This is a genomic window from Thiocapsa rosea, from assembly GCF_003634315.1.
GTDB lineage: Bacteria > Pseudomonadota > Gammaproteobacteria > Chromatiales > Chromatiaceae > Thiocapsa > Thiocapsa rosea.
This window is the reverse complement of sequence record NZ_RBXL01000001.1, coordinates 1,327,670-1,352,354: the sequence shown is the minus strand read 5'-3', so window position 1 is coordinate 1,352,354 and position 24,685 is coordinate 1,327,670. Positions and strand designations below refer to the sequence as shown.

Annotated in this window: 24 protein-coding genes; 11 read left to right on the top strand and 13 right to left on the bottom strand. The window is 65.1% G+C overall.

The features are described 5' to 3' along the window. Nucleotides 1–136 precede the first annotated feature (136 nt). Nucleotides 137–532: a phospholipase A2 family protein gene (locus tag BDD21_RS06245; protein ID WP_120796416.1), complete on the top strand. Its 396-nt coding sequence runs from the start codon at nt 137–139 to the stop codon at nt 530–532. Nucleotides 533–671: 139 nt separating this feature from the next. Here the strand turns inward: BDD21_RS06245 and BDD21_RS06240 are convergent, their stop codons facing one another. After that, nucleotides 672–995, bottom strand: coding sequence for an SEL1-like repeat protein (locus BDD21_RS06240; RefSeq protein WP_120796415.1), 324 nt, complete (start codon nt 993–995; stop codon nt 672–674). Nucleotides 996–1,236: 241 nt separating this feature from the next. Between BDD21_RS06240 and BDD21_RS06235 the strand changes: the two genes are divergently transcribed. From BDD21_RS06235 to BDD21_RS06215, 4 genes are all read left to right on the top strand, one after another. After that, the gene (locus BDD21_RS06235; protein WP_120796414.1) at nt 1,237–2,481 is read left to right on the top strand and encodes a DUF1015 domain-containing protein; all 1,245 of its coding nucleotides are present in this window, start codon (nt 1,237–1,239) and stop codon (nt 2,479–2,481) included. 297 nt (nt 2,482–2,778) lie between these two features. Then, nucleotides 2,779–4,992 carry a RelA/SpoT family protein gene (locus BDD21_RS06230; protein ID WP_120796413.1) on the top strand — a complete coding sequence of 738 codons (2,214 nt, stop codon included), beginning with the start codon at nt 2,779–2,781 and terminating at the stop codon, nt 4,990–4,992. A 1-nt stretch (nt 4,993) separates the two neighbouring features. Further along, nucleotides 4,994–6,145: a phosphotransferase enzyme family protein gene (locus BDD21_RS06225; RefSeq protein WP_120796412.1), complete on the top strand. Its 1,152-nt coding sequence runs from the start codon at nt 4,994–4,996 to the stop codon at nt 6,143–6,145. Between the two features lie 334 nt (nt 6,146–6,479). Continuing rightward, a complete protein-coding gene (locus tag BDD21_RS06215; RefSeq protein ID WP_120796411.1) occupies nt 6,480–6,839 on the top strand; it encodes a hypothetical protein in 360 nt (119 codons plus the stop codon). On the opposite strand, the gene BDD21_RS06210 is transcribed toward BDD21_RS06215, so the two are convergent. The 3 genes from BDD21_RS06210 to BDD21_RS06200 all read right to left on the bottom strand — a co-directional run bounded on the left by BDD21_RS06210 (nt 6,811) and on the right by BDD21_RS06200 (nt 10,468). Then, nucleotides 6,811–8,352, bottom strand: coding sequence for a B12-binding domain-containing radical SAM protein (locus BDD21_RS06210; RefSeq protein WP_120796410.1), 1,542 nt, complete (start codon nt 8,350–8,352; stop codon nt 6,811–6,813). The two genes, BDD21_RS06215 and BDD21_RS06210, sit on opposite strands and share 29 nt — an antisense overlap. A gap of 46 nt (nt 8,353–8,398) precedes the next feature. After that, nucleotides 8,399–9,328, bottom strand: a complete 930-nt coding sequence (locus BDD21_RS06205; RefSeq protein WP_120796409.1) for a 2OG-Fe(II) oxygenase — start codon at nt 9,326–9,328, stop codon at nt 8,399–8,401. A gap of 171 nt (nt 9,329–9,499) precedes the next feature. Further along, nucleotides 9,500–10,468: an MBL fold metallo-hydrolase gene (locus BDD21_RS06200; protein WP_120796408.1), complete on the bottom strand. Its 969-nt coding sequence runs from the start codon at nt 10,466–10,468 to the stop codon at nt 9,500–9,502. Between the two features lie 496 nt (nt 10,469–10,964). Between BDD21_RS06200 and BDD21_RS06195 the strand changes: the two genes are divergently transcribed. Beyond that, nucleotides 10,965–11,750 carry a DUF2189 domain-containing protein gene (locus BDD21_RS06195; protein ID WP_120796407.1) on the top strand — a complete coding sequence of 262 codons (786 nt, stop codon included), beginning with the start codon at nt 10,965–10,967 and terminating at the stop codon, nt 11,748–11,750. Nucleotides 11,751–12,038: 288 nt separating this feature from the next. Here the strand turns inward: BDD21_RS06195 and BDD21_RS06190 are convergent, their stop codons facing one another. The 8 genes from BDD21_RS06190 to BDD21_RS06155 form a co-directional block, all read right to left on the bottom strand. Further along, nucleotides 12,039–12,701: a sulfotransferase family 2 domain-containing protein gene (locus BDD21_RS06190; protein ID WP_120796406.1), complete on the bottom strand. Its 663-nt coding sequence runs from the start codon at nt 12,699–12,701 to the stop codon at nt 12,039–12,041. A gap of 96 nt (nt 12,702–12,797) precedes the next feature. Beyond that, the gene (gene xerC / locus BDD21_RS06185; protein WP_120796405.1) at nt 12,798–13,712 is read right to left on the bottom strand and encodes a tyrosine recombinase XerC; all 915 of its coding nucleotides are present in this window, start codon (nt 13,710–13,712) and stop codon (nt 12,798–12,800) included. Nucleotides 13,713–13,899: 187 nt separating this feature from the next. Continuing rightward, nucleotides 13,900–14,601: a DUF484 family protein gene (locus tag BDD21_RS06180; protein WP_120796404.1), complete on the bottom strand. Its 702-nt coding sequence runs from the start codon at nt 14,599–14,601 to the stop codon at nt 13,900–13,902. A gap of 103 nt (nt 14,602–14,704) precedes the next feature. After that, nucleotides 14,705–15,535: a diaminopimelate epimerase gene (dapF, locus tag BDD21_RS06175; RefSeq protein WP_120796403.1), complete on the bottom strand. Its 831-nt coding sequence runs from the start codon at nt 15,533–15,535 to the stop codon at nt 14,705–14,707. A gap of 8 nt (nt 15,536–15,543) precedes the next feature. Beyond that, nucleotides 15,544–16,215, bottom strand: a complete 672-nt coding sequence (locus BDD21_RS06170; RefSeq protein WP_120796402.1) for a class I SAM-dependent methyltransferase — start codon at nt 16,213–16,215, stop codon at nt 15,544–15,546. Continuing rightward, complete coding sequence (gene lysA, locus BDD21_RS06165) at nt 16,212–17,462, bottom strand: diaminopimelate decarboxylase (protein WP_120796401.1); 1,251 nt, start codon at nt 17,460–17,462, stop codon at nt 16,212–16,214. Before lysA ends, BDD21_RS06170 begins: the two co-directional genes overlap by 4 nt. 57 nt (nt 17,463–17,519) lie before the next feature. After that, the gene (lptM, locus tag BDD21_RS06160; protein ID WP_120796400.1) at nt 17,520–17,729 is read right to left on the bottom strand and encodes an LPS translocon maturation chaperone LptM; all 210 of its coding nucleotides are present in this window, start codon (nt 17,727–17,729) and stop codon (nt 17,520–17,522) included. A gap of 202 nt (nt 17,730–17,931) precedes the next feature. Continuing rightward, entirely contained in the window at nt 17,932–18,813 is an 882-nt protein-coding gene (locus BDD21_RS06155) for an META domain-containing protein (protein WP_245969440.1), read from the bottom strand. 434 nt (nt 18,814–19,247) lie between these two features. On the opposite strand from BDD21_RS06155, the gene BDD21_RS06150 reads away from it, so the two are divergent. From BDD21_RS06150 to BDD21_RS06130, 5 genes are all read left to right on the top strand, one after another. Next, a complete protein-coding gene (locus BDD21_RS06150; protein ID WP_245969438.1) occupies nt 19,248–20,171 on the top strand; it encodes a TolC family protein in 924 nt (307 codons plus the stop codon). Beyond that, nucleotides 20,168–20,941, top strand: coding sequence for an efflux RND transporter periplasmic adaptor subunit (locus BDD21_RS06145; RefSeq protein ID WP_120796398.1), 774 nt, complete (start codon nt 20,168–20,170; stop codon nt 20,939–20,941). The genes BDD21_RS06150 and BDD21_RS06145 overlap by 4 nt, the downstream gene beginning before the upstream one ends. A 204-nt stretch (nt 20,942–21,145) precedes the next feature. Then, nucleotides 21,146–21,379 carry a hypothetical protein gene (locus BDD21_RS06140; RefSeq protein WP_120796397.1) on the top strand — a complete coding sequence of 78 codons (234 nt, stop codon included), beginning with the start codon at nt 21,146–21,148 and terminating at the stop codon, nt 21,377–21,379. A gap of 111 nt (nt 21,380–21,490) precedes the next feature. Beyond that, complete coding sequence (locus BDD21_RS06135; protein ID WP_120796396.1) at nt 21,491–21,760, top strand: type II toxin-antitoxin system Phd/YefM family antitoxin; 270 nt, start codon at nt 21,491–21,493, stop codon at nt 21,758–21,760. Then, nucleotides 21,757–22,032 carry a type II toxin-antitoxin system RelE/ParE family toxin gene (locus tag BDD21_RS06130; RefSeq protein ID WP_120796395.1) on the top strand — a complete coding sequence of 92 codons (276 nt, stop codon included), beginning with the start codon at nt 21,757–21,759 and terminating at the stop codon, nt 22,030–22,032. The genes BDD21_RS06135 and BDD21_RS06130 overlap by 4 nt, the downstream gene beginning before the upstream one ends. 201 nt (nt 22,033–22,233) lie before the next feature. Here the strand turns inward: BDD21_RS06130 and BDD21_RS06125 are convergent, their stop codons facing one another. Next, the gene (locus BDD21_RS06125; protein WP_120796394.1) at nt 22,234–24,534 is read right to left on the bottom strand and encodes a primosomal protein N'; all 2,301 of its coding nucleotides are present in this window, start codon (nt 24,532–24,534) and stop codon (nt 22,234–22,236) included. Between the last annotated feature and the right edge of the window lie 151 nt (nt 24,535–24,685).

The window sequence follows — 24,685 nt, the reverse complement described above, 5'->3', positions numbered from 1 at the left end:
ACGATCGAAACGACAACGATTACGACAACGACAACGACAACGACAACGACAACGAATGGTCTCGACACATCTGCCATGCTGCACTAGCCTCTCGGGCGTGCAAGCATCAGTCCCCTCGAGCGAACGAGGATTCACCATGAGCCGTACCGCTGTCCTTTCCTGTCTTCTCGGCGCCCTGCTCGGCACCTGCGCGACCCAGGTCGCTGCCTTCAAATGCATGCCGCTCTACGGCAATTGGTGCGGGGTCGGATACCCGGTCGCCGGGTTCCCGCCGCCGGTGGATGCCTTCGATGCGGCCTGCATGCGCCATGACCTCTGCATCGCCGGTCCCGGCCCTGAGCAGGTCTGCGATATCGCCTTCGTCGGCGAGCTGCATGCCGTCGCCGCCCAAGTCGGCTATCTGCCGCGACCGCTGCAATGGGCCGAATACGTCATCCGCGTGAAGGCCGGCGGCCCGGTCGGGGGCATGCCGATGCCCTCGCCGTTCGATGCCTTCGGTCTGATGTCGAGCGTCGCCGCGCCCTGCTGGTAAGTCAGGAACGATTCAAAAACAACCGAAACACGTAGGATGGGTAGAGCGAAGCGAAACCCATCCAGCCCGCGCCAAGCCCATCGGAGCGAAACCCGTCAACGCGTCGGGCAGTTTCGACGAGAGTCGGAGTCAGTACGGTTCAGTGCGTGGTCGTTGACGCCGCGTGGGTCGCACGATGCGCGACGATCAGCTCCTTGGCCGCGTCGAACTCGGCATCGGTCATCTGGCTGCCGATGATGTTGCGCAACTGATCGGCGTCCGTGTCCCCTTGCGCGATGGCCAACGACAACCAAAAATGGGCGCGGGCCAGGTCGATCTCGACCCCGCGCCCCTCGGCATAGATGAGGCCCATCGCATACTGGGCGTCCATCTCTCCGCGCTCGGCGGCATCGCGAATGCGCGCGACCTTTGACGGGTCGTTGCGCAGCAGGATCAGGTCCTTGAGGTAACTGTTGTCGGCCATGCTGTCGATTCGGATTCGCGGCGGAGGCATCCGCATGAGTATAGAGCAGCCTTCCCGAGCTCGCGTCCCCGGCGGCGGGCTCGTCCGACTCCGCGTCGCCCGGCTCGGGTCTGCAGATCGCGCGGCGGACAGCCGCGTCGGATTTGGCCGAGGCTCGATCCGAGCTGATACCATTGGGCCGCGGACACCGATGTCCCGAACGCCATCCATCCAGTCTCGACGCCACCGACGGTGAGTCTCCATGCCCCTGATCAAACCTTTCGCGGCGCTCCGCCCGGCCCGCGCGCATGCCGCGGACGTGGCTGCCCCGCCCTACGACGTGATGAACGCCGCCGAGGCACGCCGGCTGGTCGAAGGGCGCCCCTGGAGCTTTCTGCACATCTCGCGCCCCGAGGTCGATCTGCCCGAAGGCATCGATCCCTACAGCCCGCCGGTCTATGCCAGGGCACGCGAGAATCTCGATCGGATGCTGGGCGAGGGTGTCTTGGTGCGCGATGCGGCGCCCGGCTACTACGTCTATCGTCTAACGATGGGCACACATCGCCAGACCGGTCTGGTCGCTGCCGCCTCGATCGATGCCTACGACACGGATCGGATCAAGCGCCATGAGCTCACGCGTCCCGTCAAGGAGGACGACCGGGTGCGCCAGATCGATGCACTGAACGCGCAGACCGGACCTGTCTTGCTCGCCTGCCGGGCGCGACCGGACATCGATGTCCTGCTTGCGAGCCTCGTCGCGAGTCCGGCCGAGACGGACGTCACCGCGCCCGACGGGATTCGACACGAGCTTTGGCCGATCATGGACGCGGCGCCGATCGCCGCGCTGACCGCGGCCTTCGAGGGCCTGGACGCACTCTATATCGCCGACGGCCACCACCGTTGCGCCGCGGCCTCGCGCGTCGCCGCCATGCGCCGCGCCGCGAATCCGCATCACACCGGGGCCGAGCCCTACAACTTCATGCTGTCGGTGATCTTTCCGCACGATCAGATGCGGATCCTGGACTACAACCGCGTGGTCAAAGATCTACACGGTTACAGCGTCGAGTCCCTGATGCAGCGACTCGCGGTCGCCTTCGAGATCGAGGGCGCACCGGGTCCGGTCGCGCCCGAGCGTCCCGGCGCATTCGGGATGTACCTGGCCGGTCACTGGTATCGGCTGGCGCTCGATCCGGGGCGGATCCCCTACGACGACCCGGTCGGGCGGCTCGATGTCAGCCTGCTGCAGGACAACCTGATCTGCCCGATCCTCGGCATTCAGGACCCGCGGCGCGATGACCGGATCGATTTCGTCGGCGGCATCCGCGGACTGGAGGCGCTCTCGGAGCGGGTCGACTCGGGCGAGATGGCCGTCGCCTTCGCGCTCCACCCGACCCGGATGGAGGATCTGATGGCGGTGGCCGATGCCGGCGAGGTGATGCCGCCGAAGTCGACCTGGTTCGAGCCGAAGCTGGCGGACGGGCTGGCGAGCCATCTGCTGACGGATTGAACCCGCAAGGATCCTCTCGACACGAGGCCCGCAACGACGCGCGCCGCATCCTTAGACTCGGCAGTGCGTCGAGTCTGCGTCAACGATCCAGTCCGCACGTTTTCTTTGCGCCCTTCGTGTCTTTGCGTTTGGCTTCGGAGATGTCCTCGATCCCGGTGAGACACGGTTTAGAATTTAATCGTTTTGAATACGTTAAACCGCGCCAGCCCCGACAGTCGTCGGAGCTGGCGCGGTCAAAACACTCCAACACATGACGCCTACCGCACCGGGCGCGGTTTAAGAGAGTCGCTCCACATCATGGTCAAACCCACCTACAACCTCCCAGAGTCGCATGGCGACGACGACGAGGCGATCCGTCACTGGCTCGACGGGTTGGCGAGCCATTATCCGACCGAGGAGCTTAAGCAGATCGCCGGCGCCTGCGCGGCACTGACGCGCTGCCGCGGCGACCGGCGTATCGAGACCGGCGAGACCCATGTGCGTCACGTGCTCTCCACGGCGGACATCCTGGTGCGTCTGCGGATGGACTTCGAGACCCTTATCGCGGCCCTGCTCAACGGCTGTCTGGATCAGGGCGACCTCACCGAAGCGCAGCTCGAAGATCGCTTCGGCCCCGGGATTGCGCGGATGGTCGGCGATCTCTCGCGCATCGGTCAGATCGCCAACATCGACGCCATCATTGCCGCCAAGGATCAGGACGAGCACGAGGAGAACCTGCGCCGTCTGCTGCTCGGCATCGCGGAGGACGTGCGGGTGGTGCTGGTGGTGCTCGCCGAGCGCGTCCACCTGATGCGCGCCATCAAGGACCTGGAGCCGGAGCGCCGCGCCAAGATCGCGCGCGACACCCAGCGCATCTATGCCCCGCTTGCCAACCGTCTGGGCATCTGGCAGGTCAAGTGGGAGCTCGAAGATCTGAGCCTGCGCTACCTCAATCCCGAGGAGTACAAGCGTATCGCCAAGCTCTTGGCCGAGCGCCGCGAGGAGCGCGAGGACTACATCGCGACGGTCATCCAAACCCTGTACGACACGTTCGGCGAGGCCGGCATCGCCGCCGAGATCACCGGCCGCCCGAAACATATCTACAGCATTTGGCGCAAGATGCAGCGCAAGGAGGTCGAGATCGCCGAGATCTTCGACCTGCGTGCGGTGCGCATCCTGGTCGGGTCGGTCGCGGACTGCTACGCCGCGCTCGGGCTGGTGCACGGGCTCTGGAAGCACATCCCCCGGGAGTTCGACGACTACATCGCCACGCCCAAGGGCAACATGTATCGGTCGCTCCATACGGCCGTCGTGGGGCCGGAGGACAAGCCGCTCGAGGTGCAGATCCGCACCCACGAGATGCATCAGCACGCCGAGTTCGGTGTCGCTGCCCATTGGGCCTACAAGGAGTCCAAGGGCCACGACGCCGAGTTCCAACGGCGCGTCATCTGGATGCGCAACTGGTTGGAGCTTAAGAACGAGGGCGACGAGACCGGCGGCTTCCTCGAGCGCTTCAAGGCCGAGTTCGAGCCGATCCACATCTATGTGCTCACCCCGCAGTCGAAGGTGATCGAGCTGCCCAAGGGGTCCACCGCACTCGACTTCGCCTATGCCATCCACTCGGAGGTCGGCAACCGCTGCCGCGGCGCACGCATCAACGGACGGATCGTACCGCTGAACTACGAGTTGCGCAGCGGCGAGACCGTCGAGATCCTGACCCAGAAGAACGCCTCGCCCAGCCGCGATTGGTTGAGCCCGCATCACGGCTATCTGACCACGGCGCGCGCTCGCAACCGGGTCCGCCAATGGTTCAAGCAGCTCGATCACGATCAGCATCTGCAAGGCGGCCGCGCCACCCTGGAGCGCGAGCTGAGCCGCTTGGGCATCGCGGAGAAACCCAATCTGGAAGAGCTGGCGACCCGCTTCAACTTCAAGCGGGGCGAGGATTTGCTGGCTGCGATCGGACGCGGCGACCTCTCGGTCGGACAGGTCGCGCGTCAGGTCGGGGAGCGCAAGACCGAGGAGGACAAGGAGATCGAGCCCAAGCTCCGCCAGCCGCACAAGCCGCGGTTGGAGGGCGCCACCGATGTCGTGGTGGAGGGCGTCGACGACCTCATGACCCATCTGGCTCCCTGCTGCAAGCCGGTCCCCTACGACCCCATCATCGGCTTCGTGACCCGCGGGCGCGGCGTGACCATCCATCGTAAGGATTGCAGCAACCTGCGCAACCTGCCGCCCGGCGAAGCGGAGCGTCTGATCGATGTGCGTTGGGCGGATCAACCCGCCAACGCCGGCTACTCGGTGGACGTGCTGGTGATCGCCGCGGATCGTAAGGGTCTGCTGCGCGATGTGTCCTCCGTGCTCTCCGACGACGAGGTCGACGTGCTCGGCGTCAACACCCATTCGGAGCGATCCACGGACACCGCCGCGATGCGCTTCACCCTGGAGGTGAAGAACATGGCGCATCTGGAGAAGATCCTGGCGAAGCTGCAGCAGATCCCGGATGTCTTGGACGTGCGGCGGTCTTACTGAGATGGGGCGGGCAGAGATCGACGAGGCGCCACAGCCGCAGACGCACGCATCGCTCGTGACCATCGCCGAGGCGTTCGAGATCCCCGCGCCGGTCGCGACGATCGAGCCTTACGGACGCGGGCTGATCAACGACACCTTTCGTGTCGCGGCCGATGGAATGTGCTATGTGCTTCAGCGGATCAACGGCGCGGTCTTTCCGGAACCGTTGCGGATCATGTCCAACATCGAGGCGCTCGATCGGCAGGCGCGGCTGCACCCCGATCTCGGATTTCGGGTTCCGGCGTTGATCGCGACCCGTGCAGGCGATGCGGGTCTGCGCACGCCGGACGGAAGCGTCTGGCGTCTCATGACGCTGATCGAGGATGCCGTCGGTCTACCCCGCATCGAGCATCCCGAGCAGGCTCGAGAGGTCGGCAGGCTCCTCGGTCGCTTCCATACCCTGCTGCAATCGCTCCCCGCCGAGGCAATGGGCGTCACCCTCCCCGGATTTCACGACACGCCGGCCTATCTCGCGCGCTTTCTGTCGGCCCTGGAGCGGGTCGAGGGCGCCCGGAACGACCCACAGATCGAGACCTGTGTCCGGTTCGCGATCGACCGCCAAGCGCTCGCGATGCGCCTCGCCGATGCGCGCGATCGAGGCGAGATCCCCCTGCGCGTGACCCACGGCGACCCCAAGCTCGACAACATCCTTTTCGATCGCAACAGCGGGCGTGCACTCGCCCTGATCGACCTCGACACCCTGCAGCCCGGCCTGATCCTGCACGATATCGGCGACTGTCTGCGCTCCTGCTGCAACCGCAGCGGTGAATCCGCGAATGGCCACACCGGGGTCGCGTTCGATCTCGCCATCGCCGAGCCGATCCTCGGCGCCTATGCCGCGCAGACGCGCGATTGGCTGAGCGCCGAAGAGATCGCCCTGATCCCCGAGGCGATCCGCCTCATGCCCTTCGAGCTGGGCCTGCGATTCCTGACCGACCACCTCGAAGGCGACCGTTATTTCAAGGTCGCGGAGCCGGGCGAGAACCTGCGCAAGGCCGGGATCCAGTTCGCCTTGGTCGAGGATATCGAAGTCAAGGCCGAAGATATCAGCGTGATGGTGAGCCGCTGCTTTCGCACAACCGTAAAATGGATCTGCCGGCAGGCAGAGCCGTAACCAGGAAAAGTGGTCGAAGGCTCTACTCGATGTCGTTGTCGTCCGGAATCCGATTACGACAACGACAACGACAACGACAACGACAACGACAACGACAACGACGACGACGACGACAACGACGACGACGACAACGACGACGACAACGACGACGACAAATGCCGCGACGGTTTGCTCGAGACCAACGGCGTAAGGGACTCGATGCCTTCCATGCATGTGCAGTCGGGATGCTTATTCTCGGAAATCGCCGTACCGCCAGCACAACCTGCAGCGCTTCTTTCACGTCCTTGGCCGACGTCGGCTCTTTTCAGGCTCATCCATTGCGACAACCGAAACCATGACCGCACCCGATGCCCGACTACTGTCCTCGCTGACCCACCTCGCCGAGCTGCTCGCCCGCATCGGGCACCCGCGGGCCGCGGAAGTCGAGGAACAGGTCACCCTCTTCGCGGAGTCGCCCGAGCGCGTGCGACACCGCCTCGACGCCAATGATTGGTGGGCCGGCGCCGGCTCACTGGCGGCCGAGACCATGGCCGATAATCCCGGTCTGCCCGAGGCGCTCTGGCGCCGCGAGGTCCGCGAGTTTCGCGAGCTGATGATCGAGATCGGCGAGGTCCTGCAGGCCGAAGGTGCCGCCAATCCGGGCATCTCCTCTTGGCTCCTCGCCTTCAACAACTGGAATGCGTCCGAGGTTTGAGATGACGCGCCTGGCGCGTCGGCAGCGTCCCCTCGGTCTTCGGCGACGGCGGTGGGATCCGCCGCGTGGGGTCGAACGATAAGCGTCCACGCGCACCGCAGGCCGCATAGTCGCTGCGCAATGCCGCGGTGGCCGTCTCCGCCATCCCCTGCAGCGACAGCCAGGCGTGCAGGCCCTCGTACAGATGCTCGAGCGGGATGCCGTGTGTCTTGCCCGAGTGCGCGTAAAACCAGTCGGACCAGGCGAGAAAGCGCTCGAACGGCGCATCGCCCAGCAGGAGCGGCAGGGTGCGACCGAACCGCCCCGAGTTGCCCACCAGATCCCAGTAGCGCGCGAACCGCGTCAGCCGCTGCATGGTCCCCCGGTCGATGCGATCGCTGGCGAGCAGGCTGTAGGGCGGGTCCGGGCTGAACACCAGCCCGAACCGCTCGGCGTGCCGACAGACCGGCGCGCCGCGCAGCCGCTTCAGTATCCCGACCTGGATCTCGTGGGGACCGATTCCCATCAGCCGGTCGAAGCCGGCCGCGAACGAGGCCGGATCCTCGCCCGGCAGGCCGATGATCAGATCGGCATGCAAATGTGCCGTGGTTTCGGCATGCAGCCAGCGCAGATTGGCCTCCGCCTGCACATCGTCCTGACGCCGCGAGATCAGCGCCTGGACGTCGGGATTGAAGGTCTGCACGCCGATTTCCAACTGCAGCGTGCCCGCCGGAAATGCCGCGAGCATCCCCTTCAGCCGCTCCGGCAGATGATCCGGGACCAGCTCGAAGTGCAGAAAGGGCAGGTCATCCGGGCACTCCCGGATGCGCTCCAGAAAAAACCCCAGGATCGCCGAGGCGTGATCGATCTTCAGGTTGAAGGTCCGGTCGACAAACTTGTACCGGCGAGCGCCGCGCGCGTACAGCCGATCCAGCTCCGCGATCAACGGTTCGAGCGGAAAGGGCCACGCGGTCCGATCCAGCGCGGACAGACAGAAGGCACACTTGAACGGACAGCCCCGCGACGCCTCGACGTACAGATTTCGCCGCCTCAGATCCTGGTCCGAGAACTCGTCGTAGGGAAAGCGGATCCTCTCCAGAGGCGGCTGCTCGCCCGCATGCACTTTCGCCGCGGGCCGCTGTCCGTCCAGGATCGTGCGCGCCAGCCGGGCGAAGGTCACCTCGCCCCAACCCGTCACCACATAGTCGGCCAGCGCGCAGATCCGCTGAGAGTCGACCTCGTGACTCACCTCCGGGCCGCCGAGCACGACCACCACATCCGGAGCGGTCTCCTTGAGCAATTCGACCACACGCGTCAGGGGTTCGACATTCCAGATGTAGACCGACAACCCCACGATGCGCGGGCGTTCGGCCAACAGTTGTTCGACGACCTCCGCGGGTGCCGCGCCGAGTACAAACTCGCACAGCATGCTGACCTCGCGCAGCGGCCCCAGATTCGCACGCAGATAGCGCAACGCCAGCGAGGCATGCGCAAAGCGCGCGTTCAAGGTGGCGAGGACGATCGGGGTCGGCATGCAGGGCTCCTGATTCGGTGGACAGGTTAACCTGTTTTGACTCTTTCTATTCCGGCAGGCAAAGCTGCCATGCAGGCTGGAGGCGCGTAAACTTTTCTACTCGATTGAGTTTGTTTCGCAAGATATTCCAGTGCGCCAGATCAAACGAATCCCGATACAAGTAGGCCATCCAGTCCGCCAGGAGCACGGCTGCATCGGTTTCCGTGTCGCCGGTATCACAGTCAGCAAGCCCGGCGCTGTGACGGTACCCGGTCACAATGGTTGCCTCGTCATAGCCCAAGCGATGGAGTGCAACCGCCGCTGTACCTGCACGGAATGTCGTATCCTCGGGCAGAATCGATTCTGCCGATGAGGCAACAGGGTCGAGTGCCGCCGGTAATTCCGAGAAATGAAGGTTGGCAAACAAGGCTTGAACGTAAGCAGCCAGTTCGGGCGTATTCGCAATATGCCAAAAATTGAAGACCACTGTTTGGCGTGGCTGTGTAACCTCGGTCACCCCATGGTATGAATCTGCGTGAAGCGTAAACCCAAATGCCGTGTTGTATTCAGGGTCAACACTGAACACTGCTTTGCCCTCCGGCGATGAGAATAATTCCAAAACACCGCCATGATCAGGTTGCCATTCTTGATTAAGTTGCACGACCAGTCGCGCAATCTCGTAGCCCAAAAGCGGCCGGTCACTATGTATGCCGATGACGTGCCCAGGCAGCATTCGTTGAGCCGTGACGTCAACGCGATCAACGAGTGGCAACCGGGTAATCTCTCGCATTCTAGCGAGTATTTCGGCCTGAAAGGATGCCGGAATCGTCTTGGTGACATCGCAAAGAGAGCATCGGTAAAAGGCACCATCCCGATGCTGCCAATCATTGGTCCGCAAAAATAGTGCCTCCAGCACAGCACACTGGTCCTCTGAAAATGCAGAGTCCACGCAAAAAAAGGGGAACGGGTTATGGTGGTGATTCGCGTGCAAGAGCAACGGCTGAACTCCTACGCTGCGCGCCGAGCGGGAGTCCCGCAGCCGCGGAGGCAATATGCTGAGCGCGTCATGCACGCCGTGAGGCCATATCAGGGCGTTGTCGTGCCCGGCGGACCAACGGGGAGTCGCACACTGTCCGGCATGGAGAGACTATCCGGGTGTAGACGACATCTACCGAGCTTTCGCTCGCCGCTTCAACCAAACCTCCAGCCCCTGCGCATTCAGCTCCGTATCAAGGCTGAGTAGCTCGGCGATGGCGTCGTCCGAGAGCGAGACACCGTGGGCGCGAGCGCCGGCGACCAGATAGGCACTCACGGCGCTTTTGATGCGGGACTCGCGGTCCGGATCGGCGTTGTCCTCCTCGGCGAGTGCGATGTCGGCGAGGGCGCGGATGCTGGCACGCAGGTCGTCGACCAGATCTGCGGGGTTTTGGACTCGGCCGTAATGGGTGAGATACATGGCTTGCGGCGCATAGGCCATGAGCTTGTCGAGGCTGTCGAGCCAGGCGTCGGGGTCGAAGGCGACCGGGGTGGTCGGGGCGAACAGCCAGGGGCCGGCGGCGGTGTCGAATTCTCGGTAGGAGATGCCGAAGGTGTCGCCGGTGAAGAAGCCGCGGCTGGTCTCGTCGTAGATGCAGCCGTGGTGGTTGGCGTGTCCGGGCGTGTCGATGAACCTCAGCTTACGGCCGGCGAGATCGAAGGTGTCGCCGTCCTGCGCGATGATGATGCGCTCCTCGGGCACGGGTGTGAGTGCACCGAAGTCGCGGGCAAAGGCGTCCTCGCCATAGACCGCCGTGGAGCCGGCGGTGAGGCGGCTCGGGTCGATCATGTGAGTCGCGCCCTTGGGATGAATGACCAGACGCGCGTTCGGGCAGGCGGCCATCAGGGTGCCGGCGCCACCGCCGTGGTCGAGGTGGACATGAGTCGGGATGACGTAGTCCACATGCTCCGGGGTCAGGCCCAGGTCGGCGATCACGCCGAGCAAACCCGGAACGGAGTTGGCGGCGCCCGTGTCGATGAAGGCTAGCCGATCCGCGGAGCGCACCAGATAGCAGGCCGCAAGGCCGTGCCGGTAGAGGCCGGTCTCGAGGCAATAGAGACCGTCGTCGATCTGTTGGTAGGGTGCGGGTGCGGTGGACATGCGCGTGCGTACTCCGATGTGAATGCGTGGCTTGGATGGGCGCCGAGTCTAAACCAAGCGCCGTCTTGATGCAGCGCAGCACCCATCGGGGTCCGGGTTTGTATCGGGTAACACCTGAGATCCCATCGATATTTTCCCTATAAACAGTCACCCGCATGACGTAAGCTTCAGCCCGTCGATTCGGGGTTCCGTCCCGCTTCATGCGGTGCTGCAAAGGCGTTGGGAATTCAACGAGCCTCGAACGGTGATGAGGTCGCGAACCTGGCATCTCGGGATTGCTCACGAGGCGATCTGTCGGAGCCTCGGCCTTCGCCCCGGCCCCAGGTCCGACCCGCTTGCCTTTTGCCGAAACCTTGTAGAATCTTAGCGCCTCGCTCAGTCTTCGCTCAGGGTCGTGTTGCTCGGGATCTGAAGGATTGCCGACCGCGGGTCGGCCGCTACCGCAGATCCGGACAGCCCCTTTGCCGGTTTCCATAACAATATCGGAGGAATCAGGATGGACAACGCTGCCGTCGCGGACGAACCGCGCCACGTGGAGCCTCGCGTCAACAAGATCACCCTGGATCACCCCTGGCAATGGCTTGCCAAGGGTTGGCGGGACATCAAGACAGCACCTGTCTACAGTCTGAGATACGGTGCCATGATCGTGCTGCTCAGCGGTCTGATCGTCTGGCTGACGGTCATCGGGCATTTGACCTTTTTGATCCCCTTCCTGACCGCGGGTTTTTTCTTGATGGCCCCGTTTTTGGCGATCGGGCTCTATCAGATGAGCGCGCACTTGGAACGCGGTGAGCCGGTGGATCACTGCCAGGCATTGGAGGCATTCAAGCGTAATCAGGGTCAGTTGGGGATCGCGATGGGGTTCCTCCTGATGACGATGCAGCTCTGGATCCTGGCATCCGTGTTTCTCTTCATCATGATGTTCAACGATCCCTTTCCACCGTTTTCGCGCTTTATTCCGGTCGTCGTCCTGTCGGGCGAGTATTTGGGACTCATGCTCGCGGTGATTCTGGTCGGCGCCTTTTTCGCCATTTGCGCCTTCTGCATTAGCGCCATTTCGGTGCCGATGCTGATCGACCGCCCGATCGACGGCTTCACCGCGATGCGCACCAGCGTCCGCGCGGTGGCGCTGAATTGGTTGCCCATGTTGCTGTGGGCGATCCTGCTGGTCGGGATCGTGGGGCTTGGGCTTCTGACCTTCTATATCGGACTCTTTATCGCCGTTCCCTTGGTGGGACATGCGACCTGGTATGCCTATCGGGATTTGGTGCCCAGAGATTGAGTGACTCCGGCCATAGCGTTACGTGGCGCAGAGCGCCACGGGGGTATGCGTGACACCGCGGAGCGGTGTTACGCGTTTCTGAAGAAGGTGGGGTATCGCTGCGCTCTTTGGGTGCGCGGTCACCGGGGGCGGAGCGGGGAGGATGGGTTTCGCTGAGCTCTACCCATCCTACGGTTTTGGTTTTTTTGAGTTGTTCTTTATCCTCCTAGACCGCGTCGGCGAGGATCGCGCTGATGCCTAAGAGGCCAATCCAATCCCGAGACCGTGCATAGGACTCCGGGACGCGGTCTAGTCAGGATCGAATCGATAGCCGAGTAGCTCGACATCCGCGGCAAAGTGTTTCGCGACCAGCTCGGCGGTCGTGTCCGTGTAATAACCCCGATAGTCCTTGCTGCGATCGGTGGCCTTGCGCGCATGCGGAAGTGCCGGCGCGGGGATGCCGATGCGCTTGCAGGCGACAGCGAAATCCTCGTGCAGACGCTCGTAGCGACCGATGAAGTCCACGATCACGGCGCCGTGCAGGTCGATCAGATAGTCGCTCTGCAGCTCGATCGAGGTGTCGACGTGATATTGGTACGGCCGCTCGGGGTCGAGCTTCCAGCGCAGGAAGGGCTCGAACTCGGTGTGGCCGCCGAGGTACTGCGGCCGTTCGCGCCGGATATGGTGGAACGAGCTGACCTGAAGGTCCCAGGGGTTGCGCACGAAGGCGAACTTGAACAGCCCGTCGAAGACCTCCTTGGGCAGCATCTCTTTTGCGGCGATCGCCTTGGCATGGCGGGGCAGCTTGGTGGCGATACGGTGCCCGCTGAGATGGCTCAGTCTGCTGCACAGAAACATGGACCAGTACCAGGGATCGCGCCAGCGCAGCCCTTCCAGCGCGGCGCGCACGCTGGTCCCGCCGGTCTTGGCGATATGGACGAAGAGAAAGCGATGTTTGGGCGAGAGCAGCATGGTGTAGGGTCAGCGGGGTCGATAAGCCTGAAAGCGGTCGTTGATCACGCTCGGCGTGAGGTCTGCTCTTCCGGGTTGAAGCCGGAGGAGGCGGCGTCAATCCGACCTGGGTGTCTTCTTCTTCGCACGCGGGTGGGCCTGGTCGTAGACCTGCGCGAGATGCTGGAAGTCGAGATGGGTGTAGATCTGGGTGGTGCCGATATCGGCATGGCCGAGCAGTTCCTGAACCGCGCGCAGATCGCCCGATGATTCCAGTAAATGGGTGGCGAAGCTGTGCCGCAGCAGATGCGGATGCAGGTCGCGCGTAGCGCCTTGCACGCGGGCCCAGCGGGCGATGCGCACCTCGACCGTGCGCGGGTTGATCCGCGTCCCGCGACTGCTCACGAAGAGTGCGGGCTCCCCCGCCGCAGCCAGATTGGCGCGCACCTGCATCCAGCGCTGAACGGCGTCGCGGGCCTTGCTGCCTACCGGTACGCGCCGGGTCTTGGATCCCTTGCCCAGCACGCCGAGCTCGCCCTCGGCCATGTCGATGTCGCCGACGTTGACCGAGACCAGCTCGGCGAGCCGCAGGCCCGAGGAGTAGAACAGCTCGATCATGGCCTGATCGCGGATCGTGAGCAGATCATCGTCGGCCGGATGGTCCAGCAGGCTGCTCAGCTGATCGGCGTCGAGTGTCGCCGGCAACCGCCGGGGGCTCTTCGGTGCCCTCACCCCGACGGCCGGATTGGATCCGGCGAGCCCCTCGCGCAGCAACCAGCGATAGAGACTGCGCAGGCTGGACAGCTCGCGCTGCAGCGTCTTTCCGGAGGCGCCGCGACGGTGCCGCCAGGCGAGATATTGACGCACGGCCTGCTCGTCGAGCTTCTCGATGGCGAGTGATTCGGCCTCGCTCAGCCAGGCATTCAGCCGCTCGAGATCGCGGCGGTAGGCGATTAGGGTTTGCTCCGACAGCCGTCGCTCATGGGCGAGATGGCCGAGGAAGGATTCGATCAGGTCGCCCGATGTACTCATGTCATAGCAGTGAGTAGTGAGTAGTGAGTAGTGAGTAGTGAGTAGTGAGTGCAGCCCCGAGCTTCGGCGGGCGATCTGTCAAAAATTCTATTTATTTCATTGTCCTAAATCGCGTCAACTCCGACGCTTAAGGATCTGGCCGAGGCAGATCCAATCCAAAAACCATGCATATCGCTCCGGACGCGATTTAGCTCGTCTCGTCGCAATGTCCCAGCGGCACGACGCGCAGCTTCTGTCCGAGGATCTCGCCGAGCCGGTCGAGCAGCTCGGTGCCCATGTCCGGGCGAAAGCGCTCCCCGTCGTGGCTGCCGATCGCCAGCACGCCGGCATGGCCGTCCGCACGGACCGGCACCAGCGCGGCGGATCGGATCTCGGCCCCCGCCTGGCCGAAGAGGATCTGCGCCTTCTCGCTGTTGAGCGGGCCGCACAAGGCATGGTGGCGATCGACGAAGTCGCGGAACGCCAGCGTCAGTGCGTCCGGTCGAGGGCCGCCCTCGTCCTCGGTCTGGAAGAGCTTGAGCGTCATCGCTTCGGCCGAGAACTCGGTCAGGAGCGCATCCTTGAGCAGGGCGCAGATCTGCTGCGAATCCTGCGCGGCAATGAGCTTCAGGACCAGATGGTGGAGCCTGCCGGAGAGCGCCTCGTACTCGCGGGCACGCGAGATGAGATGCGTGAGGCGGTGGCGCTCGGCTTCCAGCTGCTTGCGCAAGAGGCGCACCTGCTGCTCGATCAGAGACACGGCGGCCCCCGAGTCGTGCGGGACCTCGAGCGCCGCCAGGAGCTTCGGGTTGCGGGCGAAGAAGGTCGGATCGCTCAGGAGATAGTCGATGACCCTGGATTCGATCTCCGGGTCATCGGTCGCGACGGGCGCGGGTTCGAGGGGAGTCATGCGCAATACCTCCCTGCGGGGGTGATGTCGGGCCTCGCGATCTCGGCCCGACCTGCTGCGGTCTGTTGGATGTCGTGCACGCGGTCGGACCCGCCGAGGCTTCTCATAGCGCGATCTCGCCTTCAAAGACCTGCACGGCCGGTCCGGTCATCCACACGGGTTCGCCGGGTGCGTTCCACGCGATCAGAAGATCTCCGCCGGGCAGGCTGACCCGAACCCGCGAGTCCACCAGATCGCATCGGCGGGCGTGGACCATGGCCGCGCAGGCACCGGTGCCGCAGGCCAAGGTCTCGCCGGCGCCGCGCTCGTAGACGCGCAGGCGCAGATGATCGCGGGCGAGGATCTGCATGAAACCGACATTGACCCGTTGCGGGAAGCGCGGGTGGGCTTCAACCAAGGGGCCGATGCGCGCGAGCGGAGCCGTGTCCAGGTCCTCGACCAGGATGACGGCGTGCGGGTTTCCCATCGAGACCGCGCCGATGACCAGCGACTCGCCCGCGACAGCCAGGTCATAGGTGAGCGCTTGCCGATCCGCCAGAAAGGGAATCCGCTCGGGCCGGAACTCGGGCGCGCCCATGTCGACACGGACCTGATCGGCGTCCTCCAGATAGAGTCGAATCGGACCGGCGGCCGTTCCGACCGGGATCTCGTCGTGATCGGTCAGGCCCCGGTCGCGCACGAAGCGGGCAAAACAGCGCGCACCGTTGCCGCACTGCTCCACCTCGGAGCCGTCGGCGTTGAAGATGCGGTAGTAGAACTCCGTGTCGGGCAGGCGCGGCGGCTCCACGAGCAGAATCTGATCGCAGCCGATCCCGAAACGCCGGTCGGCAAGACGGCGGGCGAGTGCGGGGTCGATCGCGATGGGGTGCGCGGTGGCATCCAGGACGACGAAGTCGTTGCCCAGGCCCTGCATCTTGCTGAAGGCGAGTCGCATCCGTTCACTCACTCGGGCAGGCGTCCCGAGACAGCCAGATGGCGGTCGCTGACGACGCCGACCTTGAGCCCGTCGAGCCCCGCGACGGTCAGCTGTTCGGCGACCTCCGCCGGCTCGAAGGCGGCGAAGAGCGAGTTGCGGAAGTCATCGCGCAAGACCTTCGGCTCGCCGTCGGCATAGGTCGATACCAGCGCCTCGACCCAACCGGCCGAGGCGGGGCGCATCAGATCCATGATCAGCACCAGCGCACCGGGCTTGCCGGTCTCGATCAGGGTCCGCCACAAGACCTGAGGGTCGTGCAGATGGTGCAGCAGGCTGTTGGAGATGATCAGGTCATAGCCGCCGCGATCCAGGGCCGCGGAGGGGATTTGATCGCGGATCAGTCGACACCGCTTGGCCACACCCGGCAACGCATCGAGCGCGGTTTGGGCGAGATCCAGCATGGGTTGCGAGCCGTCGAGCGCATCGCAGGTTGCCTTGGGCCAGGCCCGCAGGAAGCGGATGCTGATGTCCGCCGGCCCGCAGCCGATGTCGAGTGCGCGTGCGCCATCGAGTGGACCCGGGTCGAGCCGACGCAGCAGCTCGATGAAAAGCGTGTTGGATTCGTTGAAATCCGCTTGGGCATAGGCGAGCGCTTGCTCGTCGCTGTCCATCAACTCGGGTTCGGGACGGCGTTTCATGACGGCAGAACGGACTCCCCGGCGAAGAGACTCGCGATGGTCTCGCGCTCGCGCACCAGATGCACGCGATCGCCGTCGACCATGACCTCGGGCACGCGCGGGCGGCTGTTGTAATTGGAGCTCATGGTGAAGCCGTAGGCGCCCGAGCCGCGCACGGCGAGCAGGTCGCCCTCGCGCAAGGCGAGCTGGCGTCCCTTGCCGAGGAAGTCTCCGGTCTCGCAGACCGGGCCGACCAGATCATAGCGGGCCGGCTCGGCGTCAATGTTGTGCATCACCGGCACGATGTCCTGAACGGCCTGATAGAGCGCGGGGCGCACCAGGTCGTTCATCGCCGCGTCCAGGATCGCGAAGCGACGCTGGCCGTTGTGTTTGAGATATTCCACGCGGGTCAGCAACACGCCGGCGTTGCCGGCGATGGCGCGGCCGGGCTCCAGGATGATCTCGTAGGGGCGATCGCCGAGCAGGTAGCTCATGGCCGCGGCATAGGCGGCGGGCTCCGGGGGATGTTCTTCGGTGTAGCGGATGCCGAGTCCGCCGCCGATGTCGAGATGCGCGATCGGGATGCCGATCTCGCCGAGCCGCTCGGCCAGCGTCAGCACGCGCCCGAGTGCGTCGATAAAGGGGGCCAGATCCGTGAGCTGCGAGCCGATATGACAGTCGATCCCGCTCACCCGCAGGTTGGGCAGTGCCGCCGCCCGGACATAGACCTCCTCGGCCGCATGGATATCGATCCCGAACTTGTTCTCCTTCAAGCCGGTGGCGATGTAGGGATGGGTCTGGGCATCGACGTCGGGATTCACCCGCAGCGACACGGGCGCGACCACGCCCATCTCCCCGGCGATCCGATCGAGTCGAACCAGCTCGGACTCGGACTCGACGTTGAAGCAGCGAATCCCGACCTCCAAGGCGAAGCGAATCTCGTCCTCGCGCTTGCCGACCCCGGAGAAGATCACCTTGGCCGGGTCGCCCCCGGCGGCGAGTACGCGCTCGAGCTCCCCGAGCGAGACGATGTCGAATCCCGAGCCCAGGCGCGCAAGCACATTGAGCACCGCCAGATTCGAGTTGGCCTTGACGGCGAAGCAGACCAGGTGCGGATGGTCGCGAAAGGCGCGGTCGAAGGCGCGCCAATGGCGTTCCAGCGTCGCACGGGTATAGACATAACAGGGCGTACCGAAACGCGCGGCGATGTCGGCGAGCGGGACATCCTCGGCGTAGAGGACATCGTCGCGATAATTGAAGTGATCCATGCGGTCTCGGGAGGCTCTCGGCTTGATGGAATTAGGGGGTGATTGGGGACGATTCGGCTAGGGTCTGTCGGGGGGTGCGGCCGACTCGGGAGGCGCAACGGGGGCACTCGGGACATCCGAGCCGAGATCGGCTGCGGGCGCCGACACCTCGACGATCGGCCGCTCGGGTAGATAGAGCGGGCCTTTCTGACCGCAGGCCCCGATCATACTCGCGATGCCGAGCACCGTGACGAGGAGGTAGAAAGCTGTTCTGGCCCAGCAGTGCATGCGTGCCTCGTTCGGGTCGGTCCCATGACGATCGGGAGTATACCCGGACTTGATGTTGGTCGGGCGGCTCCCCCGGGAGCCGCCCGACCAACATCAAGGTGGTAAAAAGCTTGGAAGAATTAAACCGCGCCCAGAGCGGTGCGCGATGTTTTTGGATGGTGCCGGCTCACGCAGACTTGACGACCGCTGGAGTCGGCGCGGTTTAACGCCCCTCGGTCGCCTTCGCCGCCTCGGGAACAACCCGGAAACGCGCGGCGGTCGTGCCGCCCTCGGTCGTCAGCCACAGTTGCTCGCCCTCGATACGATAGCCGCGCACCATCCCGAGCGCCGCGGCATAGGCCGCCGCCTGCTCGGCAACCGCCTGCGGGTCCCGGCAGGCCATGCGGGTGGTGGCGATGGGGCCGATCATGAGCCGACTCTCGTCGAGGGTGAAGCCGCTCATGTAACGGTTGCAGCCGTCGGAGCCGGAGAGGGTTCCTTCCGCGGTCAAGGCCAGGGTGATCTCGGTGCCCTTCACCGTCGAGACCAGCGCCTCCTTGCCGTTGTTGTAGGTGTCCAGTCGCCAGGTGACGCCGACCAACGGTGTCTCCGCCAGCGTTTCGAGCAGGATCAACACGGCGCCGTGGGAATCGAGCAGCTCCAACGTCTGCCCGGCCTGTCGATAGCCGGCCACGGCGGCGAGATGCGCCGTGATCGCCTGCTCCAAGGCCATCAACGACTCCTCGCAGGCCATCATGGTCATGGCCATGCGCGGGTCGATCGTCAGACGATCGCCGTCGAGGGTGTAGCCACCCGAGAAGCTATTGCAGCCCACGTTGCCGGAAACGCGACCCTCGGCGAAGGCGAGTCGCGGCGGCAGCTCGCGGGTTTCGATGGAGACGAGATCGTCCTCGTCCTCGTCCTCGTCCTCGTCCTCGTCCTCGGCGTCGGACCGATAGGCGAGGATCCGCCACGGCGTCGCGTCGATGGCCGGCACGGCAGTCTCGGCGCCGTCCGCAGTCGGCTCGTCGGTCGCAAAGGACGGAGCGATCATGCCGGTCAGGCCGATCAGGCCGAGAAGAACCAGGGTTCGAAGGGCTGACATGCGCGAGTTCCTCTGTGATTCGGGTGGGCTGGGTCAGGGTTTCGGCCATCGCCGCAGTGAGCGCGAAGCGCCGAGCGCCGGCGTGGAACATGTCCTGTCGATCCGGTGGAAGCGGCGTCACCCCGCCAGTGTAACCCCGCCCGAAAGACCTGCCGAGCCGTCGCGGGAGCCCTGCGCGGTAAACCCGAGCGGATCACTTGAGCAATGACCCTGAATCGGCTTAATCTCCGGCTTCGCGGGCTCGGGTTCACCGAGCCCTGCCACGAAACCCCGCCCTACGAGGGCAAGCCGGCAACACGATGCGCGAGGTGGATCCGATCCATGACAGGGCCAACGTCCGAGATGCCGACACGCATGGATCCGCACCCGTGAGGACCGTGGCGCGACGGTGTGCGCTTGGATGCCGAATCGTTGTCCTGTTCGTCGGAGCCGTCTTGACCGGCACGGCGGCAGCCATCTCCGACCCGCTCGGCTTGGAGGAGGCCCTGGAGACCGCGTCCGGTCACCCGCGGGTTACGGCCTCGCCGGAGGTCGCCGATCTCCTGCCCCGTCGCCAATCGCTCTACCTGGACTGCCAGCGGCTGGCCTTTCGCAGCTCGAGCGTCGCCGACCCCGAGCGGAACCGCCCGCTCGAACCCCTGATCAGCGCCCGGGACGCGCAGCGTCTTGAAATCATGGAGCGCTTCTTCGACGTGCTCCTCGCCGATCTGAGCTTCTCCACCGAGAGCGAGGCCATGGCGGTCGCCTACATTCAGTTCGACCGCGCCTCCGTGCGCAACGAACTCGGCCAGATCTCGCCCCTGCGTGTCCTGGAGCTGGAATCGGTCTATCAGGAGATCCTGCACCGTCGGGCCGCAAGCGAGATCAGCCAGCAGTTGACGCGCGCACTGCTCGCACAGGCGCTCGGCAATCCGGCCGATCTGCCGCGCAACCTGCTCCAGCCCGCCCTCTCGATGCCGCCCGACCCTCTGCCGACCCTCGACGCCGTTCTCGCACGGGCGGCCGAGACCCCGGTCGTGCTCGGGTTGACGGCCGGCCGCTCGCAGGCCGACCGCGACCTCATTGCGATGGAGATCCGCCAGCAGGCGTTGGAGCTGCTGCTGCGGCTGCGCGCATTGACCGCGGCGGAGCGCAACCTGCGCACCGAGTTGGCCTGGCGCGATCTAAAGCTCGACGAGAGTCGCACGCTCTACGAGCAGGAGGTGACCGCCGATCTGGGTTACTCGATGAGTCAACAGACCCAGACCCGGCAGCAGAGTCAACGGGTGAGCTTCTGCCGCGCACTGGTGTGGGCGGAACTCGAGGCCCTTGCCGGGCAGCCCCTCGCCGAAGCGGCAGACGGAGATCAAGATCAATGACGAAACAGGCGTGGATCATCGCCCTCGGCGCGCTCATGCTCGCCACGGAGGCCTTCGCCGCGGCGGAGCTCAAAGGCTGGCTCGAATGGGTGCATGAGGTCGAAATGCGCGTGCTCGAAAACGGCGTCGTCGACGAGGTCCTCGTCAGCGCCGGTCAGCATGTCGTGAAAGGCGATCTCCTCTTGCGGATGGATCAGCGCGAGGCCCAAGCCCGGCTCCTCGAGGCCAAGGCACGCGTCGCCCGAGCGCGCGTGGAGGTGGAAAAGGCCGGGCGCGATCTCGTGCGCAGCCAAGAGCTGTTCGATCGCGGCTTGATCGCCATCGAAGAACTCAAGGATGCGGAGCTTCAGCAGCTCGCCGCCGCAGCGGAGGAGGAAGCCGCGAAGGCGGCCGAGGCCACGGCGCAAGTCGCACTCGAACACACCGAGCTGCGCGCCCCCTTCGACGGCATCGTGGTCTCGCGCAAGGTCTGGAACGGTGCGGTGATCTACAAGACCATCCAGCAGGAGCCCCTGATTGTGATCGCGCCGGACGATCAAATGCTCGCCCGGGCCTTGGTGACCGCCGGCACGCTGCGGCGCTTCAAACCGGGCCAGCCGGCCCGCATCAAGATCGACGGCGCCGTGCGCGACGGGCGGGTTTACAGCCTCGGTGTCCAGGCCGTGCGCGTGGAGCTCGAAGGCGCCGTCTACTATCTCGACATCATCTTCGAGCGCCGCCCCAACGAGCTGCTGCGGCCGTCCGAGACCGTGCAGATCGTTTTGCCCTGATCACCGCCGCGCATCTCGGCCTCGCTCGTAAGAGCGACCACCCAAAACATCACTCGCTCGTGACACCCGCTCTGCGGTGTCACGCATGCCCCTGGCGCTCTGCGCCACGATGGCCGGAGTGACGAGCAAGGCCCGCATCTTTACGCGGCGCGGACGCGGCATGACCCGCAGGCGCGCTACGGCTTCAAGCGCCGGCTGGCGCGGTTGCTGTATCGCCACGGCCGGGACCGCCAGCGGATCCTCGATCTGTTCGCCGTCATCGACTGGATGATGCGGCTGCCGGACCCTCTCGAGCAGGCGCTTTGGAACGAGATTCAAACGATTGAAGGAGAACGCAAGATGGCGTACGTGACGAGTGTCGAACGTCTGGCGAATCAGCGCGGACAGCAGGAAGGCGAGGAAAAGGGCCGCTTCGAGGGCGAGGCGAGGGCGCGGTGAAGGGCCGCGTCGATCTCTTGGCCCGCCCAAGACCCCGGTCCCAGGATTGCGGTTGCGCACCCTTTACCGCATGATGAACCGCACGATCAAGCATGAATCCAGGAGTCCAACGTGACCAGCATCAGCGCCAACGAGCTGAAGACAAAGGGCGTCGCTGCCATCGAGACGGCCCTGTCCGGGCACACAGAGGCCGTGGTCTCGGTGCGTGGCAAGGACCGGTTTGTCGTCATGGACCTGGCCCAGTATCACTACCTGCGGGAGTGTGAGCTGGATGCGGCTCTGGCCCAGACCCAGGCAGACCTGGCCACCGGCCGTTTTGTGGAGGAGTCTCCGGATGACCACCTCAAGCGCATCGATGCCTTGCCGGACCCGGCGGAATGACCTTTCGGCTACTCTTCACGGAGCAGTATACCCGCCGCGCGGCGCGCTTCATCAAGCGTCATCCCGAGCTACGCCAGCAGTACCTGAAGACGCTGGAATTGCTTCGGGCCAATCCGTTCCACCCCTCTTTACGCCTGCATCCACTCGAGGGTCGCATGGCGGGCCTGTACTCGGTATCCATCAACCTGTCGTACCGCATCACCCTTGAGCTCTTGATCGAGGACGAGCGAATCACGCCGGTGAACGTGGGCGACCATGACGCCGTCTACTAAACCGCGCTCGGTGCGCTTTCAGAAAAATCCGCGCGGGCGTTTCATGCAAACCAAGAACACATGACGTTTAATTTGGCGTGGTTCGCTCCCAACTGCAAAGTTCTCTCGGCGGAACGCTCGGCAACATCAGCGGCGCGAACACTGTAGGGGCGACTCAAGTCGCCCCTACAGTGACTCTCGACAACAGCAAGGGCTCGAATTTCAGTACATGTCCTGCGGATCCACGTCCAGCGACCAGCGCAGCCCTTTGCTTCTGGGCAAGGCGCGCAGGGCGAGGCTCCAGCCGGCAAGAAACCGCTGGAGCCGCGGGCGTTGTGACGATTGGATCAGGAGCTGCGCGCGGTGACGCCCGCCGCGGCGCTCCATCGGGGCTGGGACCGGGCCGTAGCACTGCACCCCAGTCTCGGCGAGACGTTCGGTACGGCCCTCTGCAAGCCCTTCTGTAAGCCCTTCTGCAAGCCTTTCTGCAATCAGGCGCGCCTGATTCAGGAATGCCGTTGCGGTTTCGGCGGCCGGGGCCTCGGCGCGCAGCAGGGCGAGATGGCTGAACGGCGGCAGCTCGGCCTCGCGTCGCTCGGCGAGGGCCGTGGTCGCGAAACCCGCGTAACCCTCGCGCAAGAGACTTTGGAGCAGCGGGTGCTCGGGGTGGCGGGTCTGGAGGACGACCCGACCGGAGCGCTCGGCGCGTCCGGCGCGTCCGGTGACCTGCACGATCAGCTGTGCGGTGCGTTCCGGTGCGCGGAAGTCGCTTGCGTAGAGCGATTGGTCGAGATCCAGGATCCCCACTAGGGTCACGCCGGGGAAGTCGTGTCCTTTGGCCAGCATCTGAGTCCCGAGCAGGATCTGCACCTCGCCGCGGCGGACCTCGTCGAGGAGGCGCGCCAGCTCGCCGCGACGTCGGGTGGTATCTCGGTCGAGCCGGGCGATGCCGACGCCCGGAAACAGGGGGCGCAGCTCCTCGTCGAGTCGCTCGGTGCCGCGTCCGAGCATGCGCAGGTCCGTCCCTTTGCAGTCCGGACAGGCGTCGGGCAATGGCCGAGTCCAACCGCAGTGGTGACACCAGAGACGTCGTCGGGCCAGGTGAAGCGTGAGTCGTGCGTCGCAATGCGGGCAGTCGCCGACCCATCCGCAGGCGTGACAGGTGAGCACCGGGGCATAGCCGCGGCGGTTCAGGAAGAGGAGCACCTGGTTGCCGGCAGCGATCTCGGTCCGCATCTCTTCGCGCAGGACCGCGGAGAGCCCGGCCTGGAGCGGCTGATTGCGGATGTCCAGCAGCGAGGTCCGCGGCGTGCAGGCGGCACCCGCGCGCTGCGGCAAACGCAACCAGCCGTAGCGCTCGGTCTGCGCGTTGTTGAGCGTTTCGAGCGAGGGTGTCGCCGAGCCGAGAACGACCGGGCAACCGACCAGTTGGGCGCGTCGCACGGCAACGTCGCGTGCCGAGTAGCGGAAGCCCTCCTGCTGTTTGAGCGAGGCGTCATGCTCCTCGTCGATCAAGATCAGCCCGAGCCGAGGCAGGGGCGCGAAGACCGCCGAGCGGGTCCCGAGCACGACCCCTGCACGCCCGGAGGCGGCGCGGTGCCAGGCCCGCTCCCGTTCTCCTGCAGCCAGCCCGGAATGCAGCACTGCGGGCGGATCGGGCAGTCGCGAGGTCAAACGCTCGCGCAACTGGGGGGTCAGGCCGATCTCGGGAACGATCAGAAGGGTTTGGGCGCCGCGGGCGGCAGCGGCCTCGATCAGGCGGATATAGACCTCGGTCTTGCCGCTGCCGGTCACGCCGTCGAGCAGGAAGGGGCTAAACCCGCCGAGCCCGGCTGCGACCCGACGCAGCGCCTCGGCCTGATCCGCATTGAGCTCGGGACCGGGGGCGGACTCGGCGCGGGGTGGGCGCGTGACGGGCCCAGCCGGCGCGAGGCGGCAGGTCTCCAGCAGGCCGCGGGCACGCAGGCTGCGCAGTGTTGCGGCGCAAGGACCCAGGCATGCGGTCAGATCCGTCACCGCGATTCCCTCGCGTGTGCTCCTGACCAGGCCGAGAAGCTCACGCTGTTTCGGTGCGCGCCGCAGCGTCTCGAGGTCCAGGGTCCGGCCGGCGGGCGTCGCCGAGACGCCCGGGACCTGCTCGTCCAGGATGGGTTTGGCCTGGCGCAGACGGGCGGGGAGGGCGCTGAACAGGGCCTCTCCGATCGGCTGCCGGTAGTAGTCCGCCGCCCAGCGGATCAGGGTCAAGTCGGCTGCGCTTAAGACGGGGCGTGGGTCGAGGAGACGCTCGATCGGCTTCAGGCGCGCGGGATCCTGATCGGAGGTGTCGCGCAGCTCGAGCAGGATGCCCACGCGTCGACCTTGGCCGAAGGGTACCAACACACGCTGACCGGGCAGCAGTGACGGCGTTGCCGAGCCGTCGTCCGATGCCGGAGCCGGCGGCAGATAATCGAAGGCATCCATCAGCGGCGCAGCGACGGCGACACGCAGGATCGAGCCGGGTTTTCCGAGTGGGGCAGGTGGCACGTTGGTTGAGCGCGTTTTCCGAGGACGGGTTCTTGAGGACGGGCGGCAGTCGTCGATTAAACCGCGTCCCCGCTAAGGGTCGTGGATGCACCACACGTCGAGCTCACTCGAAAGTGGGCATCTCGCTCTGGACGCGGTTTAGACGCGGGAC

What these genes read in the sequence shown, in the direction of transcription:
- BDD21_RS06145 (WP_120796398.1), top strand. Translation starts at nt 20,168, where the DNA reads ATGACGAAACAGGCGTGGATCATCGCCCTCGGCGCGCTCATGCTCGCC.
- BDD21_RS06210 (WP_120796410.1), bottom strand. Translation starts at nt 8,352, where the DNA reads ATGCCGACCCCGATCGTCCTCGCCACCTTGAACGCGCGCTTTGCGCAT.
- BDD21_RS06130 (WP_120796395.1), top strand. Translation starts at nt 21,757, where the DNA reads ATGACCTTTCGGCTACTCTTCACGGAGCAGTATACCCGCCGCGCGGCG.
- BDD21_RS06155 (WP_245969440.1), bottom strand. Translation starts at nt 18,813, where the DNA reads ATGTCAGCCCTTCGAACCCTGGTTCTTCTCGGCCTGATCGGCCTGACC.
- BDD21_RS06230 (WP_120796413.1), top strand. Translation starts at nt 2,779, where the DNA reads ATGGTCAAACCCACCTACAACCTCCCAGAGTCGCATGGCGACGACGAC.
- lptM (WP_120796400.1), bottom strand. Translation starts at nt 17,729, where the DNA reads ATGCACTGCTGGGCCAGAACAGCTTTCTACCTCCTCGTCACGGTGCTC.
- BDD21_RS06195 (WP_120796407.1), top strand. Translation starts at nt 10,965, where the DNA reads ATGGACAACGCTGCCGTCGCGGACGAACCGCGCCACGTGGAGCCTCGC.
- BDD21_RS06170 (WP_120796402.1), bottom strand. Translation starts at nt 16,215, where the DNA reads ATGAAACGCCGTCCCGAACCCGAGTTGATGGACAGCGACGAGCAAGCG.
- BDD21_RS06180 (WP_120796404.1), bottom strand. Translation starts at nt 14,601, where the DNA reads ATGACTCCCCTCGAACCCGCGCCCGTCGCGACCGATGACCCGGAGATC.
- BDD21_RS06215 (WP_120796411.1), top strand. Translation starts at nt 6,480, where the DNA reads ATGACCGCACCCGATGCCCGACTACTGTCCTCGCTGACCCACCTCGCC.
- BDD21_RS06225 (WP_120796412.1), top strand. Translation starts at nt 4,994, where the DNA reads ATGGGGCGGGCAGAGATCGACGAGGCGCCACAGCCGCAGACGCACGCA.
- BDD21_RS06190 (WP_120796406.1), bottom strand. Translation starts at nt 12,701, where the DNA reads ATGCTGCTCTCGCCCAAACATCGCTTTCTCTTCGTCCATATCGCCAAG.
- BDD21_RS06200 (WP_120796408.1), bottom strand. Translation starts at nt 10,468, where the DNA reads ATGTCCACCGCACCCGCACCCTACCAACAGATCGACGACGGTCTCTAT.
- BDD21_RS06245 (WP_120796416.1), top strand. Translation starts at nt 137, where the DNA reads ATGAGCCGTACCGCTGTCCTTTCCTGTCTTCTCGGCGCCCTGCTCGGC.
- dapF (WP_120796403.1), bottom strand. Translation starts at nt 15,535, where the DNA reads ATGCGACTCGCCTTCAGCAAGATGCAGGGCCTGGGCAACGACTTCGTC.
- BDD21_RS06235 (WP_120796414.1), top strand. Translation starts at nt 1,237, where the DNA reads ATGCCCCTGATCAAACCTTTCGCGGCGCTCCGCCCGGCCCGCGCGCAT.
- xerC (WP_120796405.1), bottom strand. Translation starts at nt 13,712, where the DNA reads ATGAGTACATCGGGCGACCTGATCGAATCCTTCCTCGGCCATCTCGCC.
- lysA (WP_120796401.1), bottom strand. Translation starts at nt 17,462, where the DNA reads ATGGATCACTTCAATTATCGCGACGATGTCCTCTACGCCGAGGATGTC.
- BDD21_RS06240 (WP_120796415.1), bottom strand. Translation starts at nt 995, where the DNA reads ATGGCCGACAACAGTTACCTCAAGGACCTGATCCTGCTGCGCAACGAC.